23 protein-coding genes and 1 pseudogene are annotated in these 18,913 nt (G+C 58.5%); 7 read left to right on the top strand and 17 right to left on the bottom strand.

The window, feature by feature from the left end; translation table 11 throughout:
* Positions 1-23: 23 nt before the first annotated feature.
* The 9 genes from ACZ1HK_RS14665 to ACZ1HK_RS14625 are packed head-to-tail and all read right to left on the bottom strand — an operon-like array spanning position 24 to position 4,317.
* Positions 24-275 (bottom strand): hypothetical protein, encoded by a 252-nt coding sequence (locus ACZ1HK_RS14665; protein ID WP_472629316.1) that lies wholly within the window; start codon positions 273-275, stop codon positions 24-26.
* A 15-nt stretch (positions 276-290) separates the two neighbouring features.
* On the bottom strand, positions 291-1,031 hold the full coding sequence (gene flgH / locus ACZ1HK_RS14660; protein WP_472629315.1) for a flagellar basal body L-ring protein FlgH: 741 nt from the start codon (positions 1,029-1,031) through the stop codon (positions 291-293).
* A complete protein-coding gene (gene flgA / locus ACZ1HK_RS14655) occupies positions 1,028-1,450 on the bottom strand; it encodes a flagellar basal body P-ring formation chaperone FlgA (protein ID WP_472629314.1) in 423 nt (140 codons plus the stop codon). The genes flgH and flgA overlap by 4 nt, the downstream gene beginning before the upstream one ends.
* Complete coding sequence (gene flgG, locus ACZ1HK_RS14650) at positions 1,450-2,235, bottom strand: flagellar basal-body rod protein FlgG (protein ID WP_472629313.1); 786 nt, start codon at positions 2,233-2,235, stop codon at positions 1,450-1,452. Before flgG ends, flgA begins: the two co-directional genes overlap by 1 nt.
* 18 nt (positions 2,236-2,253) lie before the next feature.
* Positions 2,254-2,976: a flagellar hook-basal body complex protein gene (locus ACZ1HK_RS14645; RefSeq protein ID WP_472629312.1), complete on the bottom strand. Its 723-nt coding sequence runs from the start codon at positions 2,974-2,976 to the stop codon at positions 2,254-2,256.
* Between the two features lie 3 nt (positions 2,977-2,979).
* The gene (locus ACZ1HK_RS14640; RefSeq protein WP_368477166.1) at positions 2,980-3,246 is read right to left on the bottom strand and encodes a flagellar biosynthetic protein FliQ; all 267 of its coding nucleotides are present in this window, start codon (positions 3,244-3,246) and stop codon (positions 2,980-2,982) included.
* A gap of 4 nt (positions 3,247-3,250) precedes the next feature.
* Complete coding sequence (gene fliE / locus ACZ1HK_RS14635; RefSeq protein WP_472629311.1) at positions 3,251-3,535, bottom strand: flagellar hook-basal body complex protein FliE; 285 nt, start codon at positions 3,533-3,535, stop codon at positions 3,251-3,253.
* 27 nt (positions 3,536-3,562) lie between these two features.
* Positions 3,563-3,955, bottom strand: coding sequence for a flagellar basal body rod protein FlgC (gene flgC / locus ACZ1HK_RS14630; protein WP_472629310.1), 393 nt, complete (start codon positions 3,953-3,955; stop codon positions 3,563-3,565).
* A gap of 8 nt (positions 3,956-3,963) precedes the next feature.
* A complete protein-coding gene (locus ACZ1HK_RS14625; protein ID WP_472629309.1) occupies positions 3,964-4,317 on the bottom strand; it encodes a FlgB family protein in 354 nt (117 codons plus the stop codon).
* A gap of 100 nt (positions 4,318-4,417) precedes the next feature.
* On the opposite strand from ACZ1HK_RS14625, the gene ACZ1HK_RS14620 reads away from it, so the two are divergent.
* The gene (locus tag ACZ1HK_RS14620; RefSeq protein ID WP_472630842.1) at positions 4,418-5,749 is read left to right on the top strand and encodes a FliI/YscN family ATPase; all 1,332 of its coding nucleotides are present in this window, start codon (positions 4,418-4,420) and stop codon (positions 5,747-5,749) included.
* 19 nt (positions 5,750-5,768) lie between these two features.
* Here the strand turns inward: ACZ1HK_RS14620 and ACZ1HK_RS14615 are convergent, their stop codons facing one another.
* From ACZ1HK_RS14615 to ACZ1HK_RS14590, 6 genes are all read right to left on the bottom strand, one after another.
* Positions 5,769-6,566: a DUF1217 domain-containing protein gene (locus tag ACZ1HK_RS14615; RefSeq protein WP_472629308.1), complete on the bottom strand. Its 798-nt coding sequence runs from the start codon at positions 6,564-6,566 to the stop codon at positions 5,769-5,771.
* Entirely contained in the window at positions 6,563-6,967 is a 405-nt protein-coding gene (flbT, locus tag ACZ1HK_RS14610) for a flagellar biosynthesis repressor FlbT (protein WP_472629307.1), read from the bottom strand. The genes ACZ1HK_RS14615 and flbT overlap by 4 nt, the downstream gene beginning before the upstream one ends.
* Entirely contained in the window at positions 6,964-7,338 is a 375-nt protein-coding gene (flaF, locus tag ACZ1HK_RS14605; RefSeq protein ID WP_472629306.1) for a flagellar biosynthesis regulator FlaF, read from the bottom strand. The genes flbT and flaF overlap by 4 nt, the downstream gene beginning before the upstream one ends.
* 122 nt (positions 7,339-7,460) lie before the next feature.
* Positions 7,461-9,029: a flagellin N-terminal helical domain-containing protein gene (locus ACZ1HK_RS14600; RefSeq protein ID WP_472629305.1), complete on the bottom strand. Its 1,569-nt coding sequence runs from the start codon at positions 9,027-9,029 to the stop codon at positions 7,461-7,463.
* 219 nt (positions 9,030-9,248) lie between these two features.
* Positions 9,249-9,593 carry a hypothetical protein gene (locus ACZ1HK_RS14595; RefSeq protein ID WP_472629304.1) on the bottom strand — a complete coding sequence of 115 codons (345 nt, stop codon included), beginning with the start codon at positions 9,591-9,593 and terminating at the stop codon, positions 9,249-9,251.
* The gene (locus ACZ1HK_RS14590; protein ID WP_472629303.1) at positions 9,590-9,886 is read right to left on the bottom strand and encodes a rod-binding protein; all 297 of its coding nucleotides are present in this window, start codon (positions 9,884-9,886) and stop codon (positions 9,590-9,592) included. The genes ACZ1HK_RS14595 and ACZ1HK_RS14590 overlap by 4 nt, the downstream gene beginning before the upstream one ends.
* A 727-nt stretch (positions 9,887-10,613) precedes the next feature.
* Between ACZ1HK_RS14590 and ACZ1HK_RS14585 the strand changes: the two genes are divergently transcribed.
* Together ACZ1HK_RS14585 and ACZ1HK_RS14580 are read left to right on the top strand one after the other, a co-directional pair.
* Positions 10,614-11,747 (top strand): flagellar hook-length control protein FliK, encoded by a 1,134-nt coding sequence (locus ACZ1HK_RS14585; protein WP_472629302.1) that lies wholly within the window; start codon positions 10,614-10,616, stop codon positions 11,745-11,747.
* Between the two features lie 10 nt (positions 11,748-11,757).
* A complete protein-coding gene (locus ACZ1HK_RS14580; protein ID WP_472629301.1) occupies positions 11,758-12,423 on the top strand; it encodes a flagellar hook capping FlgD N-terminal domain-containing protein in 666 nt (221 codons plus the stop codon).
* Here the strand turns inward: ACZ1HK_RS14580 and ubiB are convergent, their stop codons facing one another.
* Entirely contained in the window at positions 12,424-13,953 is a 1,530-nt protein-coding gene (ubiB, locus tag ACZ1HK_RS14575; RefSeq protein WP_472629300.1) for a 2-polyprenylphenol 6-hydroxylase, read from the bottom strand. It abuts the gene before it with no gap.
* A complete protein-coding gene (gene ubiE, locus ACZ1HK_RS14570) occupies positions 13,954-14,700 on the bottom strand; it encodes a bifunctional demethylmenaquinone methyltransferase/2-methoxy-6-polyprenyl-1,4-benzoquinol methylase UbiE (protein ID WP_472629299.1) in 747 nt (248 codons plus the stop codon).
* A gap of 90 nt (positions 14,701-14,790) precedes the next feature.
* On the opposite strand from ubiE, the gene mutM reads away from it, so the two are divergent.
* From mutM to dnaA, 4 genes and pseudogenes are all read left to right on the top strand, one after another.
* Complete coding sequence (gene mutM / locus ACZ1HK_RS14565; protein WP_472629298.1) at positions 14,791-15,642, top strand: bifunctional DNA-formamidopyrimidine glycosylase/DNA-(apurinic or apyrimidinic site) lyase; 852 nt, start codon at positions 14,791-14,793, stop codon at positions 15,640-15,642.
* 64 nt (positions 15,643-15,706) lie between these two features.
* Positions 15,707-16,482: pseudogene (locus ACZ1HK_RS14560) on the top strand (enoyl-CoA hydratase).
* Between the two features lie 151 nt (positions 16,483-16,633).
* Complete coding sequence (gene rpsT, locus ACZ1HK_RS14555) at positions 16,634-16,900, top strand: 30S ribosomal protein S20 (RefSeq protein ID WP_472629297.1); 267 nt, start codon at positions 16,634-16,636, stop codon at positions 16,898-16,900.
* A gap of 530 nt (positions 16,901-17,430) precedes the next feature.
* Entirely contained in the window at positions 17,431-18,888 is a 1,458-nt protein-coding gene (gene dnaA / locus ACZ1HK_RS14550) for a chromosomal replication initiator protein DnaA (RefSeq protein WP_472629296.1), read from the top strand.
* The last annotated feature ends 25 nt before the right edge of the window (positions 18,889-18,913 follow it).

The following is an 18,913-nucleotide window of genomic DNA, read 5'->3' as shown; positions in this document are numbered from 1 at the left end:
AATTGGGACGACAAATTGGTTGTTCAGGCGAACATATTCCGTCCCTTCCCCAGTCTGTTCGACCCGCGGAGGTTCAGGTGCCTCCTGATCTTCTTCACCTTCCTGCTCTTCGTCAGAGCCTTCATCGCCTTCGCCCTCTTGGGCCGCTTCGTCGGTTTCTTCGGTGTTCTCTTCGGCAGAGGTAACCTCTTCGCCTCCCCCACGACCAGCCCGGCACCAACTCCGCCACCAGCACCAAGCAGCAGCAAAAGTATTGGAAGTAATTTTCGCATCATGCTGCTTCTCCGGCGTTAGAAAGGAAGAATCGTGTCGACGACTTCTTGGCCGTAACGCGGTCTTTGAGCCTCGGTGATAAGGCCCCGCCCGCCATAGGAAATACGGGCAGCTGCGATGCGGTCATATTCGATGGAATTCTGACGCGAGATGTCCTCGGGTCGGACATAGCCCGACACGAGAAGTTCCCGAATTTCATTGTTCACGCGAACTTCCTGGCTTCCTTCAATCCGCAAAACACCATTTTGTAGGACCTCCGTCACGGTCGCCGCCACCCGAAGCGTTAATTCTTCATTCCGGCGTACCGACCCTTCGCCAGCGGAACGGCTACTGCTGTCGAACTCTACCGCTTCTCCGAGAGAGCCGCCCTGCGTCAGCAAACCATCCAAGCGTTGCGGCAGACCAAAAAGATTGGGAATTCCGAGCTCTTCAGAACCGGTGCGTTCACGCTCAGAAGAATTCTGGAATTCGGCGCTGTCGTTGATCTCGATGACCACCGTCAAGATATCACCGCGACGCCCGGCACGACGATCACCCAAAAGGGACGCGCGCCCGGACGTCCAAAGGGAAGCCCCTTCGGCCCTGTCGGGAACATCCGCAGAATCGGGAATCGGCGCGACATTCATTGCAAACACCTCGTTTCCGTTTGCCGGTGAGGTGAATTCGGGCTCCTGCCCAATCTGCCCCAAACGTGCGCATCCGCTGATGGCCAGGCTAGCGCATCCGATAAGAAGCAGTTTTGAATATCCAAATTTCATTGTCTTGGTCCAACGGTTACAAGGCCGGGCGCAGAAGCGACGGCTGTGACTGTCTGACGGGAGGCCAGATTGATGACGCGCAGGCTTTCGCCCTCCGCGGCTCGATCCAAGGCACGTCCGTCGGTGATGATAAGAAGGCCGCCGTGGTTGTAGCGCAGCGACACGATTTCGTTCCGTTCAACGATGGCGGGCGGACGCAGATCGCCGGGCCGGATCGGTCGTCCCGGATACAGGTTAATCCGCGCCTCCATCCCGACCGCTTCAGCCATATCGGACAGGGCTCCTGGCGTTGCGCCTTCGACTGTCGCAACATCAGAGGGCCCGATCAGCGTGGCACCTCGGATGGTGCCCGCGGCAATGACGGTTTCGTCTGCGCTCACCGGGCCTGCGAGGGCCAATATGATTGACAGCCATCGCATCAACGCACCTGAGTGGTTGCGCCGAGCATCTGGTCCGCCGCAGACAGCACTTTGGCATTCAACTCATAGCCGCGTTGCGCCTCGATAAGGTCCGTAATCTCACGGACAGAATCGACTGAGGATTGTTCCACGTAACCCTGCCGCAGGGTGCCTAGACCATCCTCGCCCGGCTGTCCGACCAAGGGCGGGCCAGAGGCACCCGTTTCGAGAAACAGATTTGATCCAATGGCTTCGAGTCCGCTATCGTTGGAAAATCCGACGAGGTTCAGTTGCCCTAAAAGCTGCGGTTCAACTTCGCCCAAGAAACTCGCGTACACCTCACCAGATGCGTTGATTTCGATGGCACGCGCGTCTGCAGGAATTGTGATACCGGGATTAACCTCGAACCCATCTGCCGTAACGATCAGGCCATCGCCGGTTCTTTGGAGTGCCCCGTCTCGCGTGTAGGCGCTTTCCCCACTTGGAAGCGTCACTTCCAGATATCCGCGTCCCTCAATGGCAACGTCAAGGTCCCCACCGGTGGCGGCGACGGTACCCTGCTGCCACGTCACCGTAACCGCCGTGGGACGCACTCCCAGCCCAACTTGAACTCCTGCCGGAACCACCGTTCCATCTGCAGCATTGATCGCGCCGGCACGGGTCATCTGCTGATAGTGCAGATCCGCAAAGTCCGCGCGACGAGCGGAATATCCGGTCGTCGACATATTGGCGATATTGTTTGAGATGACGTCAACGCGCAGTTGCTGCGCACTCATGCCAGTGGCGGCGATATCAAGAGCTCTCATTTAATAATCCTTTCTGGATTAGCCACGTTGACCAGCGGTGCGAAGGAAATCACGGATGCGGCTATCTTCGGATTCCATGAAGCTCTGGCCGAGTTCATAGGCACGCTGCACCTCGATCATGCGTGAGAACTGGGCGACCGCGTTCACATTCGATCGTTCAAGAAAGCCTTGCACAACCCGCGCGTTTTCAGCGGGCACATACCCACTTTCGGCTGTGAAGGCCGTGCCGGATTGTCGTGACAATTCAAGCGGATCGATGGGCATGTAGAGTCCGACCACCGTCAACGGCTGACCATCTGCAGAAATCGTACCGTCCGGCGCCAACGCAACACCGCGCGCATCGGGTGGCACGAATATCGGTGCGCCCCCTGCGTCGAGCAATCGGGCGCCTTCGGGTGTAACCAGCTCTCCAAAGTCGTTTCGAATAAATGCACCGGCACGGGTCAACGCCTGCCCCGCTGCATTTTCCACCATGAAGAACCCTTCGCCTTCGACGGCAAAGTCAAAGGTTCCGCCAGTTTGCTCCAGGGCGCCCTGTTGTGCCGAGATGGATCGACCAATCGCGGTGCCCATACTGAGCGATGGTTCGTTCCGACCGGTTGCCGCAATATGTTCCGCGAATATCAAGCCCTCAGAACGAAAGCCGGTGGTCGAGATATTGGCGATATTGTTGGCCACAACCGCCATCTCACGGGCAAGGCCAGACAGCCGAGTTAGCGACGAATATCCAGGATTATCCATTGCCTACATCCCCGCAATAATCGGAATGAGTGTGTCGGCGAAATAGGTGGTGAGCGATTGGGTCATGAACCCCATCGACACCCAAAACACGACCACGATGGCTGCAAGTTTCGGCACAAACGTCAGCGTCATTTCCTGAACGCTTGTGAGAGCCTGGAAAAGGCCAACCAAAATGCCCGAAACCAACGCCGCAGCGAGGATCGGGGTCGAGATTGCGACCGAAACCCAAAGACCTTGGCGCATCGTGTCGAAGAAGATCATTTCATCCATGCGGTCACACCGGCATCCGCAGGATTTCTTGGTAGGCTTCGACCACCCGATCCCGGATGGTGACGGCCGTTTCAACGGCAAGCTCGGTTTGCGCCAGTGCGGTGACCAGAGAGTGCGGATCAGCACCTGTCGTCATCGCGGCGTGAGCCTGTGCCTCACCTTGGGCCACTGTCTCGGCAAAACCTGAAACGGCTTGCGTAAACGCATTGCCCTCTGGCGCTTCAGCGGGCTGGGTTGTCTGGCGCAAGGGCTGATAGGCCTGCGCGGCAAGGGATTGGCGAATATCCATCCGGGATTCTCCTCAGATGTTGGGGGGTTAACGTCGGAGCAATTCGTTTAGGGAAGACGACATCTGGCGGATCTGGTCGAAGATCCGCAGATTGGCCTCATATGACCGCTGCGCTTCGCGCGCATCGGCAAGTTCGATGACAAGATCGACATTCGACCCTTCGTAACTTCCGGTCTCGTCCGCCATGGGATGCGTCGGGTCAAAGATGACGGGGAGTGCGGTTTGATCCAGTCTTACGGGACCAGGGCGCACAGCGCCTTCGGTGGCGCCCATCGCACGCTCTGCCTCAAAGCTGGTGACCTTTCTGCGATATCCAGGCGTATCGGCATTTGCGATGTTTTCAGACACGTGGGTCAGGCGTTGCGCCTGTGCCCTCATGCCAGAAGCGGCGACCGATAATGCGTTGGAGAAATCCGTCATGGCTGCGCCTATCGTCCAATACTTGTGCGGAGGATCGACAGGGCCGATCCGTAAACGCGCAGTGCGCGGTCGTGCGCGCGCTGCGCCTCGATCCCGCGAAGCATTTCGAATTCAAGAGAAACTGTATTTCCGTTCGGCGACGCCGGCGTTCCGGCGTCAAGCACGCGCATCGGCATTTCACCGCGACCCAGGCGATTTTCGGCAGTCATGTTCCGCCAGGTCTCGGAAAAATCCGCGACGTCCCTTGCGCGGTATCCGGGCGTATCGGCATTCGCGATATTCTGGGCAACCACAGCCTGACGTGCTGCGGAATGGCGGGCCAAGCCACCCGCGAGTTGAAAAATCTCAAGCCTATCGAACATCCGGGTTTCTCCCATCTCGGCTACACGAAGGCTTAAGACTGATTCCTTTACATTCCGTAATTGAGGCGTCGCTTTGCGCCACCTGACCGGAGAAACCGTCATGCAAGACACCGACGCCATCAGCCTTTTACGCACGCAATTGAAAGGTATTTCCGCGTCTCAAGCCGTTGGTCAGGTCACGGCCCTGGGGCGATCGAGTGTCTCGGTAACTGGTTTAAACAGAGTTGCCGCGCTCGGTGATCGGGTGCGTTTCGGAGCAAATCTGACAGGTGAGATTCTTGCGATGGAGGGGGATCGCGCCCGGATTATGCCCGAAGGACCAACAGACGGGCTCCGACTTGGCGCACGAGTTTCGCATATCGGGCCACAAATCATTTCTCCTGATTCAAGTTGGCTTGGACGCGTCATTGATCCCGACGGCCAACCGTTGGACGGCCGGGCACTGCACCACGGGCTAAGCCGCTATCCACTGATATGCGCGCCCCCTTCACCGACAGGGCGCCGCGGCCTCGGCCAGCGGCTTGAAACGGGACATGCCGTCTTTGATACCCTTTTGCCGATCGTGGAAGGCCAGCGCGTCGGCCTGTTCGCCGGATCAGGTGTTGGCAAATCCAGACTGATCGCCGCACTTGCAGAGCAGATGCAATCAGACGTTGTGGTTATCGGCTTAATTGGCGAACGCGGGCGCGAGGTTCGTGATTTTGTGACTGATACTCTCGGACCTGAAGGCCTATCACGCGCCGTCGTGGTGGCAGCAACGTCCGACCGGCCCGCACCGACACGCGCCCGCGCAGCCTATGCAATGATGGCCGTGGCCGAATACTTCCGCGATCAGGGTCGCAACGTTTTGCTCTTGGCGGATTCGATCACGCGCTTTGCTGAAGCGCAGCGCGACGTTGCAGCGGCGGCGGGCGAACCGTTCGGACCATCCGGTTTTCCGGCTTCAATGGCACAGTCTGTCATGGGCCTTGCGGAACGTGCGGGGCCCGGCCTAGGCGCTCAGGGGAATATTACAGCAATATTCTCGGTACTCGTTGCAGGATCAGACATGGAGGGGCCCGTTGCGGATGTGACACGTGGCGTGCTCGATGGTCATATTGTGCTGTCTCGGGACATCGCAGAACGTGGGCGTTTTCCCGCAATCGATGTTTTGCGATCCGTGAGCCGATCTTTGCCAGGTGCCGCGACAGAAGACGAAAACAAATCCATTCAACGGGCTCGCCAACTGATTGCAGCTTACGACAAAGCAGAGATGATGGTTCAAGCCGGGCTCTACACGACTGGTGCTGACCCGACGACGGATGCGGCCGTAAAAATCTGGCCGGATCTGGACGCATTCGTCGCAGAACGGACTGTAGACGGTATCGAGCAGAGCTTTTCTCAGCTCGAAAAAATCCTGTCGATGGCCGCTGCGACGCGGCCGTCCGGCTAAGACCTCCGTTATGGGCTTTTTACGCGAGATTTTGCAGCAAAGTGATCGCCGTAGCGCCCGGCGTGGTGAACGAGATGCCTGCATTGACCTGTGCCCGGATCGTAAAGGCTTTCAAAAGATCATCGAGCACCTCAGGCTCTGCAAATTGAGAGAAATCAGCAGAGCGTAAAGTCCGCTCCGCACCTTCGCGGAAGGCCTCAATCTGCTTGTCGATGTCAATCGTAGCAATGGCTGATGGCAGCCCAAACGCAGTCTCGAAGACTTGCCTCAAAGGTGGATTGCCCATCACAGTCAACCACGCGGTCGCGTCACTTCCACCCGCCGCGACGATTTCGGGTACTTCCCGTGACGCGGTTAGTGCCAACCGCATATCGCTATCGACTGCGCCAACGGCAACTTCAAAGGATTGCCGGTCAAATCGCGACAAGACTCGATCCGCGAATGTTGGACTTTGCGTGCTTGGCGGCAGGGTGCCGCCAAACCCGAAGGCCTCTGAAAATGCGCGATATCGCTTGTCGGCCAACCGATTTGAAAGGGCGTCACCCGCACTTACGCCATCGGATAACACCTTCTCGATAAAGGCGCGGTTCGGAAGATCGTCTTGCAAGCCATAAGCGCCAAGGGCAACCCGCAACAACCTGTAGTCAGACACCAGTTCTTCAGCTGAAGTCACTTTCCCAATATTTTCGCGGAAGTAGTCTCGATCCCTATCCTGCACCGGCGATTGGGCAAATTGTGCTTGTTGGCTTTCCAGGTTCGATTGAAGGAACCTCCACCCGGAATAGCCGCCAAACGGAAGAACAGGTTGAAAGGTCATGACCGGCCCGCGGCCAGAAGGCGCTCCTCGCGCGCGAGCAAACCGCGTAACGACTTCAAAACCTGGTACACCTGATCCTCAACCAGATGCTGCGTTGCACGTGACAAAAGCGCCCGACTGTCGGCGTCTGTGAAGACTTGGCTCAATTGCTCGATGCCACGCAACAGCTGTGTTTTTGCTTCCGAAATGTCCGCGTCGCCGGATAAAACGAGTTGGGCGATGTAACAGACACGACGGACGGGTGTATTGGCTTCCTCAGGGTGAATGGCATCACGCAAACGCAGGATATTCGCGCCCGGGGTCATGATCGCCAGACGCGTCCGACGGTCACCGTTTTCGATGACGGCGCCATTCACAAGCACCCGTTCTTTCGGGCCGAGTTTAAGAACAAGACCACTCATGTCGCGACCTCCTGGCCTGCCAAACCGCGCATGACGGAGGTGTTGATGTCCACCAAAGCCTTTAGCGCATCAGCATCATCCAAGGCCTTCCGCGACTGGAGAAGAGAGAATTCAGCAAGATAGAACAACTGTGCACGCAGGGTCTGCGGCAATGCGTTGCCTTCATCGGCAAGATCTGATGCCAGAATGGTCCATAGTTTTCGGTTTTCGTGCAAAGCCGCTGCACGTTCTGCCATTGTGGCGTCCGGCTGCGTGGCTTTGTTCAATTTGGTTGTGACGGATTGAAAGGCCGCATATTCGGTACCGCGATCCGAGCGCACCGGAGCAGAGCTTGCGGCGTAGGCGGATTGGGCGAGCGAGGTGGAAATCACAGGACATGCTCCTTAAGGCGTGTCGGCACGGCTCCATTGGTCTGCGTGCATTGGGCCGCTTGGGGATCAATTGTTTGGATTTGGGTCGGGACGCAAAAACATTCGCCCCGACCCGAGTGTTGTTACCGGAACAACGACAGAATGTTCTGCGGCGCCTGGTTGGCAATCGACAGCGACTGCGTCGCAAGCTGCTGCTGAACCTGAAGGGCCTGCAGTCGCGCCGAAGCTTCTTCCATGTCAGCATCCACAAGAGTGCCGATGCCGGACTTCAGCGAGTCTACCAGTGAGCCAACAAAAGTAGATTGCGTTTCAATCCGCCCTTGAGCCGAACCAAACGATGCTGCAGCATCGATCGAGTTCTGGATCAGCGTCTCGATGTTATCGAGTGCCGAATCTGCACCTTCGTTCGTTGTCACGTCGATGGCATCCAAACCGAACAATCCGCCAGACGCTTCGCCGCCATCTGCGGCAGCAGTTGCGAAGGCCAAGCTAGCTGAAGACGAGTTATCGACCTTCAGGCTGACTTCGCCGGTGCTGTCATTGATCGCAACTTGCGTGGTCACGCCTTCAACGCCGGCAGCATCGATGGCCGTCTTCAGGCCTCGTGCAACATCCTCCATCGTTTCACCGGCGCTTGCCGTATAGAAATAGGCAGTGCCACCGATGGAAGCCTGATAGGAATTGCCTTCCGAAGGCGCTGTCGCCGTGGTGAAGAACACTTCTTCCGCACGCTGCTCGATCGTGCCCGACTCGGTCGTGGTGTTACCCGTGGGTGTCCCGTTGATGGACTGAATGAAGCTGTTGCCATTCCCGCCCGTGACAGTGTCGGTCATAGACAGATCAACGCCATCGAACGAACGTGTCGATGTCACGGTGATCTGGTTAGTGCTGGTAGAGGCAAACGTGATGCCTTCGAGGTCCAGGGCCTGGAGGCTAGACAGCAACGCGTCGCGTGCGTTGGTCTCGGTCTGGTCATCCGCGGCCGCTGTATAGGTTACGGTCTGGCCAGCAATCGTGATCGAAGTCGCGTCTCCCGTGTCCCAACCGGTCGTCTGAGCAAACTGAATGACCGCTGAATTGCCGGTATTCGTTAGCGTGGAGCCGCCAAATGCGCTCGACCCACCGGACGCATCAACGATCTGCGCCGACAAGTCATTGCCGGTGCCCACACCGTTTACGCCCGCAGTCGAGGTCAGATCCTGGCGATCGACGCGGATGTTCGATGCCGACACGTCACCAGATCCGCTACGGTCCAGAGACGACAGGATATTAACTTCTTCTGTCCCCTGTACCAGATTCAGGCCGTTGAACTGAGCCGCGCCTACAACGGCACCGATCTGATCACGCAAGGCATTGATATCGGTCTGGATCTTCTCACGATCCACGTTCTCTTCCTGCGCGGCAACGATCTTGCCTTTGATGTCGGTCAAAAGGTCCGTCACGGTCTCGGACGCGTTGCGCGCCACGGCGACGGTCGACTCGCCCAAGCTCAGGCTCTCCTGAATACCTTTGAAACCTTTGACATCGGATTCCATGACCTTGGAAATCGCCCAAACAGCCGAATTGTCCTTCGCCGAGGCCACGGACTTACCCGTCGAGATCTCGGACTGGGTCTGCTGCAGGTTCGAGTTTACGGATTTGAGGGTTTGAAGCGCGACCATCGCGCTCGAGTTCGTCAGAATGCTGGACATAGTGTCCCTTTCCTAGAAGTTCCGGGGCGTGCTTTTCACGCCGGATTACAGGCAGCGCAGGATTTCGTGCGCTGGATGAACCGTCTTTCTGACGTCTGCGGGCTGGGGTGTGTCAGCCTACGCCACCGATTTGGTGCGATGCTGGTTTGCCTCCAAACATGTGAACAAGGTCCTAATCAGGGCCATTTCAATCGGTTGGATTTGAACGAAAACTGAGCCTTAACGCCGGGCAAGCAACCTCGACGAAGCATCGGACGTCGATCGGCTGTTTCCTTGCGCGTCATAGACCGTCAGGCCAGACGACATCTGGTTGCTAACCCGCAGGCGGGCCGTAGCAAGCCCGCATTTTGCAGCTTTCAAAAGCACCGCATTGCGCCGTGCCGCTTCCCTGATACGCAACATCACCGGTTCAGAAATCGTCTGCCTTTTCAACCGTTCAAATGCCTGTTCCAGAGGTGCTTCAAGTTTGGTGAGCGCCGCTATGTCGCCAGACAGCAACGCTGCTTTTTGCGCATCCAGCAATTCCGTCAATACATCGGAGGCAGGCCGGCTTAGTCCCATCATTGCCCGGCCTCAGCCTGACGCACCAGTGACTGGAAGATCGTTTCTGCCAACCCAATTCCGCCCTGTGCTGCCAACGCATTCGCGTGTTCGGCCCGCATGAGCGAAGTCATCTGTTCTTCTCCAACACCGCCGCCAAAACTATCGCGCGCCTCTCCGAAGCCCGCATGCTTCAGCATCTCAGCCAGAAAGGCGGCCTCCAGATCCTGCGCAACTTCGCGCAGGGCATCGTGCTGTGGCGTCGCGTGTGTCGTTGCGGGTGCGCCCGCAGTCACAATCATGGTGTCCGTCGTCATGGAATTCTCTCACATTCGATGGATTTTTTTCGAGCTTGCCAGAGGGACGTAAAGAATTCGTAAGGGTCGCAACCCTAGGCATGGCGCAACCGAAATCAGACGGACAACCAGAATGGATGATCTGTTTCAAAGCCTCATGACCGCCAATCGTGGTTCGTCTAACGCCTCACGCGTGACCAGTGCGGACGCGCTTCCTTCGGAAGTCCCGTTCATTGCGATTTTCGGAGAGGGTGAATTCGCAAGCAGCGCCGAAAACGCGGCCACAGCAGCAATTCCCTTCCCAATTGGAATCCAAGACAGCGCCAGCTCGCGAATGGCAGTGACTGTCTCGCAAGCACCATCGGAAGAAGTGCCAAAGCAGACAATCCGATTGGCTGATGAGCCGACGCAGATACCGCAAATCGCGCAGGCTCAGACCTCCACCGAACCGGCGGTGTCGGCGGATCAACAGATTCCCGCTCAGAATTCCTCAGGCACTGGAAATGTTCTGCCCCCTGAGGCTTTCCTAGTCGCCGCAGGGGAGCTTGAGACTCTGCCAAAACAAGTCTTTTCTGCAGCCACGGCAAGGCCCGCCTCAGGGTCGTCCCCTTTGGGCGTTCTGGCACCTCCAATGCCGCAGACTAGTGTGGCGGCGACGCTCTCAGAAGCGCGGCTTGCTGTAGAACGTCCAGTGGCACCCAATGCGCTCAAGACGACTGCTAACGCGCCCTCAACCACGAGACCCGGCATGGGCAACCCTGCTTCTGCGGACCCTATTCCGATCGCTGCGTATACCGCGCCGACAGCAACCACGCCCGATGGCGCAGAGCCGCTGCAACCCAAAACAGAACGCCCTCAGCCATCAAACAGAATGTTGCTCGGGCCAGATTCGACGCGTCCGATGGTCGAAGGCAATGGCGCGCCAGTCACCACGCGTCAGCCCACAGAACAGCTGATCCGCACTCAAGATCAAAGCGCAGCGCAGGTCGTGCCTCCCGCAGACCAAGCCGAGATTCCACAGCAATTCACCAAGTCGGATGTGCCTAGGCCGGTGCCGCCCAGCAGAGATCTGGCTGCAACAGCTCGGCTTTCGTCGCCCGTGCAAAATCCCATGCCAGCTCGGCCAACGCCGGCAGGCATCCCACTGACGGTTTTGCAAACTGTGGAACCGGAAATCCAGGTGACCGCCCTCCCGATTTTGGCCGACCCGCCGGACGTGCAAAAACCCTTCCTCACTTCCTCACCGATCGCCCCGAGAGGTTCTGAGGGAATTCCCACATCTCTTCCTCAGGCTCGCATGCAGGTCCCGCCCATGACCTGGACAGTGGTATCGTCTTCGGCGCAGACGGCTATGCCCCAAGGCGCATCGGAACAGGAAATCGCACTCGCTCTGGATGCGCAGATGATTGGCGCGAACGCGCCCACAGCTTCAAGCTTTTCTGCAACCGCCGTCCCGCTTTCGCCGAATGGCCCAAACCATACGCCGATGCTGGTGGCGCAACAGATTGCTGCAGCCCTAAGCGATAGAAACGCAGAACCAGGTCAACCGTTGGAACTGGCTCTCGATCCACCCGAATTGGGTAGGGTGCGGATGCAGTTGGTTGAGCTTGCGGGGGTCCTCACCCTGACGATCCATGCCGAGCGGCCAGAGACGGCCGAACTGATGCGTCGCCATCTTGATCTCCTGAACCAGGAGTTTTCGGAGGCCGGGATTGATGCGCCTTCCGTCAGCATCTCTCAAGATCGCTCAAACGGCCGATCTGGCGGAGATGATCCTGAACGCCCAGGCAAACAGGCATCCGAAACACCGGCAGCCCATTCCCCCGAAACACCACACTCGCAATCGGTGACACCAACCGGTGCCATGGATTTGAGACTCTAGGAATATCGCAATGGAAATACTCTCATCACTCCCCGCAAACGCAACGTCTGGCGCAAACGCAGCTGCCGCAGAAACGGCATCCGCCATCACGTCTGACTTCGACATGTTTCTGCAATTGCTTACCACCCAGATGCGCAACCAGGACCCGTTGAACCCCGCCGACTCAACCGAATACACGGCACAACTCGCGACCTTTTCGGGCGTGGAACAACAGGTTCAGACGAACGACCTCTTGCGTGAACTTCAGGGGGCATTCACAGCCATGAATATGGGGCAACTCTCTGGATGGATCGGGATGGAAGCGCGGGCCGAGATGCCCGTGAATTTCGCCGGTCAATCGACGACGGTCCAACTCGCGCCCTCGCCTCTGGCAGACCGGGTGGAACTGATTGTGCGGGACCAAACCGGCGCCGTCGTTGCAAACACGCCTGCCGTCCTCGGCCAAGATCCCTTTGAATGGACGGGCCTCGACAACAATGGCCAACCTTTGCCCAACGGCACCTACACGCTGTCAGCGCAGAGTTGGCGCGGTGAAGAGGTGCTTGAAGAACGTTACGCTTTCGTTTTCGCCGAAATCACCGAGGCGCAGACGCTGAACGGTGAAGTTTGGGTGACCATGTCCAACGGCGTCAGCATTCCATCGGAAACCGTGCAAGGCCTGCGCAGTCCAGATTAATCAGAACGCCGCCCAAATCAGGGCGGCGGCCAACCCGAGGGCCAGACCCGCAGAGCCGATCAAAACCCGCTCTGGCCAACGGTTCTTTCGTTTCGGGCGCTCGGGATGAGCCTGCGCGATCAAGGCCGCCTCCGCCAGTTGCGGAAGTCTTGGGCCAAAGCGCGACAGGACAAGCGCCGTGCGCCACAGATCGCGCGCCACGGCCTGCGGCCCGATGTTGCGCGCAATATATTCCTCGACCACCGGACGCGCGGCGGCCCAGATATTCAGATCGGGGTCCAACGACCGACCGACACCTTCGACAACCACCATGGTCCGCTGCAGCAGGATCAGCTCGGTCCGCGTCTCCATGCCGAACCGTTCCGTTACTTCAAACAGAAACGCCAAAAGCCGCCCCATGGAGATCTTGCTGGCCTCCATGCCAAAGATCGGCTCGCCCACAGACCGCAGCGCTTGCGCAAATTCGGCAACATCCCGATCCGCGGGAACATAGCCCGCCTCGAAATGGACCTCCGCCACACGCCGGTAGTCCTTGCGGATGAACCCCATCAGGATTTCCGCGTAGACCCTCCGCGTATATTCATCCAGCCGGCCCATGATGCCGAAATCCAGCGCCACCAGATCGCCGTTCGGCGCAACCTTCAGATTGCCCTGATGCATATCAGCGTGAAAATACCCGTCGCGCAGCGCATGTCGCAGAAACATCTGCAATGCAGTGCTGGCCAGCCCGGCTTTGTCATGCCCCGCGGCGTTAATCGCGTCCAAATCGCTCAGCGGCAGGCCTTCAGCCCACCCCAACACCATCATCCGCCGGGAGGACATGCCCCATTCGACCTTTGGAACAACGAAGCCTTCATCGGCTTCGGTATTGGCATAGAACTCGCCTGCGGCGGAGGCCTCAATACGCAGATCCAGCTCCTGCAGGACAACGCCTTCGAAATGATCAATCACATCCCGTGGCCGCAGCCGCCGCGATGACGGCGAAAGCGTTTCGATCAGCGTAGCCATCAGGTGAAATGCGTCCACGTCTTTGCGAAACGCACGGTCAATTCCCGGCCTCAAGATCTTCACTGCGACATCACGGCCAGAATCCCTCAGAGTTGCCCGGTGAACCTGCGCGATGGACGCCGCAGCCACTGGTTCGGAGAAATCGCTAAACACCTCTTCCAGCGGCTGCCCCAACTCCGCGGCGACAACGCGCCGTGCGTCGGCGGTGGGAAAGGGCGGCAACTTGTCTTGCAGAACCTGTAGTTCCAAGGCCATTTCAGGGCCGACCACATCGGGTCGGGTCGATAGGATCTGTCCGAACTTGATGTACGCAGGCCCCAGCGCCTGCAGCGCGCGGGGCACCGGTGGCATCAACGGATCACCGCGCAAGCCAAACCACTTCAAGGGCCAACCCAGCACCCGCGCCGCAATGCGGATTGCACGCGGGGCTTCCATCGCCTCCAGTACGGCGCCCATGGCGCCCGTGCGTTCAAATGTGGCGCCCGTCCGCGCCAGCCGCCAAATGTTGTGAGGGCCGCGCACCTAGAGCTTCCACCCCGAATGCAGTGCCGCGATTCCCATCGACAGGTTACGATATCTGACCTGTTCAAACCCGGCATCGCCGATCATGCCGGCAAACTTATCCTGATCAGGGAACTTCCGGATCGATTCGACCAGGTATTGGTAGCTGTCCCGATCCCCGGCGATCACCTGCCCCATGCGCGGGATCACGTTGAAGGAGTACAGATCATAAAGCTTCTGCATCCCGTCATTGGGCAGTTGCGAGAACTCAAGGACCATCAATCGCCCGCCGGGCTTAAGCACGCGATAGGCCTCGGCCAGTGCTTCATTGATCCGCACCACATTCCGGATGCCAAAGCTGATCGTGTAGACGTCAAAGCTGTTGTCCGCGAAGGGAAGCGCCATCGCGTCTCCGCACACCCAATCCAGCTTGTCGGCCATCGCCTCCGCCTCGGCGCGCTTTTCGCCTTCGTCCAACATGCTCTGCGTCATATCGAAGACAGTCGCATGGGCATTCGGCGCACGCTTCAGGAACCGGAACGAGATGTCGCCAGTGCCGCCCGCCACATCCAGCAGCATCTGCCCATCGCGCGGGGCCAGCCAATCCATCATCGCATCCTTCCAGATGCGGTGGATGCCAACGCTCATCACGTCATTCATCACGTCGTATTTTGAGGCCACATTGGTGAAGACCCCATGGACCATTCCGGCCTTCTGATCTTCGGCAACATCCTGAAAGCCAAAATGGGTCCGATTGTCATCCGCCATGGGTCTTGTCCTTTTACCTCAACACCCCTTCTTATAGAGGCCAGCCGGGGGCCTGCAACGCACCCTGATGCCACACAAGGAAAGCCCGATTTGCCTGAACTTCCAGAGGTAGAGACAGTCCGTCGCGGCCTTCTGCCCGCGCTCGAAGGCGCCCGCATCACGAAAGCAGCTATAAATCGCCCCGATCTTCGTTGGCCTTTCCCCGACCGTATGGCCGAACGGTTGACCGGCGCGACCGTCAAATCCCTCCGTCGCAGATCGAAATACATCCTTGCCGACCTCGATACCGGCGAGACGCTTTTGATTCATTTGGGTATGTCGGGTCGGATGACAGTATCGGGTGATCCGATAGGACAATTTCATCATCATCACCCGACGCCTGAGAAACACGATCATGTCGTGCTCGACACCGAAGCGGGTGCGCGTATCACCTTCAACGATGCCCGCCGATTTGGCGCAATGGATCTGATGGAAACGGCTCAGCAGGACAGTCATTGGCTGATCCGCGATCTGGGGCCGGAGCCCCTTGGAAACGCATTCAACGAAGCGCACCTTATTGCGGCGTTCGACGGAAAGCGGTCGCCAGTGAAGTCCGTTCTGCTCGATCAGCGCATCGTCGCAGGATTGGGCAATATCTATGTGTGCGAAGCCCTCTATCGCGCAGGAATTTCGCCGCTTCGGCACGCGGGCCGCATCTCAGCCGCCCGAGTCGCCCAATTGGTCCCAATCATCCGCGATGTATTGGCTGAAGCTATCGAAGCAGGTGGGTCTTCCTTGCGCGATCACCGGCAAGCAAATGGCGAACTGGGATATTTTCAACACACCTTTTCGGTCTATGGACGCGAAGGCGAACCCTGCCAAACCCCGGATTGCCAAGAGAAAATCAAACGCAAGGTCCAATCGGGGCGGTCCAGTTTCTACTGCTCGGCCTGTCAAAGGTAGTTGAACCCACCGCCACTGGTGCTAAGCCTCAAGGCTCGTTTCAACAGCGCCCGAGCACCAATCCATGGCCTATGAGACCCTGATCGTCGACGTCGAAGATCATATCTGCCTCATCAAATTGAACCGTCCCGATGCCCTCAATGCGCTGAACACGCAGTTGCTGGACGAGTTGGGCAAAGCGCTCGCGAAAGCTGACGCTAACGACAAAGTGCGTTGCATCGTCATCACCGGCTCCGAGAAGGCGTTCGCCGCCGGGGCAGACATTACCGAGATGGCCGAGAAGTCCTACACGGATGTGGTGTACGAGAACCTCTTTGCCGAGGCCGCCAACAATATTGAACGTATCCGCAAGCCAGTCATTGCGGCGGTCGCGGGCTATGCCCTGGGTGGTGGCTGCGAACTGGCCATGGCCTGCGATTTCATCATTGCAGCGGAAACGGCGAAGTTCGGGCAGCCTGAAATCAACCTTGGCGTCATTGCCGGAATGGGGGCACGCAGCGCCTGACCCGGTTGGTAGGCAAATCCAAATCCATGGACATGCACCTCACCGGCCGCTTCATGGCTGCCGAAGAGGCCGAGCGTTCCGGGCTCGTCAGCCGCGTTGTACCCGCCAAAAAGCTGATGGAAGAGGCGATGGGTGCCGCCACCAAGATCGCCGAAAAATCCATGATCGCGACCATGTCCGCGAAAGAAGCCGTCAACCGCGCCGAAGAACTCAGCCTTTCCGAAGGCCTGCTGTTCGAACGCCGCATGTTTCATTCGCTCTTCGCGACGGAAGACCAATCTGAGGGCATGTCCGCCTTCATCGAAAAGCGCGAACCGCAATTCCGCGACAAGTAAGGGCTTGGCAGCCCGCGCCGTTTCCCTTAAACGCCGCGCCAGACATGCGTGTGAGGCCCGCTTCGGCCAGATTCTGCCCGGTAGTGAACCCGGGGTCGGGACTCTCCCGCGCGTAAACCGTTGCAACCGTTCCGACGAAGGATCAAACACCATGGCAAATTCGCCCCAGGCAAAGAAACGCGCCCGCCAGAACGAGCGTCGTTTTGCCGTAAACAAAGCCCGCCGTTCGCGCATCCGCACCCACCTCCGCAAGGTTGAAGAATCTATCGCATCCGGCGATCAGGCTGCGGCCGCCGAAGCGCTGAAATCCGCCCAGCCCGAACTGATGCGCGGTGTGACCAAAGGTGTGTTGCACAAGAACACCGCCGCACGGAAAATGTCGCGTCTTGCGTCCCGTGTGAAGGCAATGGGCGCGTAATCGCCCACATATGACCCTTATTTTGAAGGCGCTCCGTCACCGGGGCGCCTTTTTTCTTCTGGAAAATCGTAACGCAGACAAGGGTCTAATACGGCCCGGGAGATTCGATTTTCGAAAGGGGCAGAGTCAAGCATTAAGAGATGTTGCGAGGCGCGCGCGACTCCCGATACCTTCTCCTAGCGAGTCAGACGCCTTGGGGGGCGGATGAGGGGCGCAATGCCCCGGTTCAAAGCAAAGACGGTATGGATGACGGACAGCATTCAGACGTCCCGGCAGGACAGGGCCGGCGCTTTGGAAAGGGAGTGTAGGGAAACACGTCATAACCCGTGAGGGGAAATGCTCGTGCAATCCAGTCGCGTCCTAAACATCCTCCCACGTGCACGTACAGCGCGAACGACACCTTTAACCGTTGGGAATCCAGCGGCGGGCGGTGCTGTTTGCTCACGTGGCGGAGGGCTTGCAGGCGGATTGTGGATATGCACCGGGCGCAGCCAGACACTCGGGCGAGACAAAAAGGACTGGACGAGGGAATGACAAACGAAACATGGGGCCAAGTTCGTCAGGAATTGCTGCAAGTTGTCGGGAAGAACAACTTTTCAGCTTGGATTGAACCGATTTCCTTTGACCGCGTGGACGAGCGCACGGCGCACTTTAACGTGCCGACCAGCTTTATTGGCTCTTGGGTGTCCAACAACTTCGGCGATCTGATCCTGCGCCACCTCGCGTCCCATGGTGTAAGCGCGGATCGTGTTGAATTCGCAGTTGGCGCACGCAAGCCGGTTACAGCCGCGGCCAATACACCAGCTCCACAGCCCGTCGCACCTGCCCCGGAATTGGAGTTGGCCTCTGCAACCGCAGCCGTAGCAGCCCCCGCACCCGCCGCCGTGCCAGCACCTCAGCCCGCACCAGCGCCACGCCCGCAAATCGCAACCGCTCGTTCCACTGACCTGCCTGGAACGAAGCTTAACCCGGCGCTGACATTTTCCAACTTCGTGGTCGGCAAACCGAACGAACTGGCCCACGCTGCGGCCCGCCGCGTGGCTGAAACGCTCGACGTCACGTTCAACCCGCTCTTCCTCTACGGCGGGGTTGGCCTTGGTAAGACGCACCTGATGCACGCCATCGCGTGGGATCTACAGGAACGATTCCCTGACGCGCAGGTTCTCTACCTGTCGGCCGAGCAATTCATGCACCTGTTCGTCCGCGCCTTGCGCGAGCAGAACACCTTCGACTTCAAGGAAACCTTCCGCAACGTTGATGTGCTGATGGTCGATGATGTCCAGTTCATCGCTGGCAAGACTTCGACCCAGCAGGAATTCTTCCACACGTTCAATGCGCTGGTGGAAATGGGCAAACAGATCGTCATCTCCGGCGACCGTGCGCCGGTTGATATGGAAGAACTCGACAGCCGCATCGCATCCCGTCTGCAAAGCGGGCTGGTGGTCGACATCCACCCAACGGACTACGAACTGCGCTTGTCCGTGCTTCAGCACAAGGCGGCCATCCTCAGCCAGAAGTACCCGCATGTTGAGTTTGCAGACGGCGTGCTGGAATTCCTCGCCCGCAAGATCGCATCCAATATCCGCGAACTCGAGGGCGCCCTGAACCGTCTCTACGCCACGGGTGATCTCGTGCGCCGCGAAGTGACCGAGGATTTTGCCCGCGATAACCTCGCCGACATCCTCCGCGCCTCCGACCGAAAGGTCACGATGGACGAGATTCTCAAGAAGACCTGCGACTACTACAAGATCCGCCAGGTCGACATCATCAGCCAGAACCGCCAGCGTGCCATCGCCCGCCCACGCCAGATGGCCATGTATCTCTGCAAGAAGCTTACGACGCGCTCTTTGCCCGAAATCGGGAAGAAGTTCGGTGGACGCGACCACACCACGATCCTCTACGGCGTGCGCAAGATCGAAGAGTTGATGCAAATCGACAGCCAGATTGCCGAAGATGCGGAACTTCTGCGCCGCATGTTGGAAGCCTGACGCGAAGCGGGGTTGACCCCGCCCG

Source organism: Gymnodinialimonas sp. JB5-7, assembly GCF_055693405.1.
Note: the sequence above shows the minus strand (reverse complement) of the source record. Positions and strands in the feature narration are given on the sequence as shown.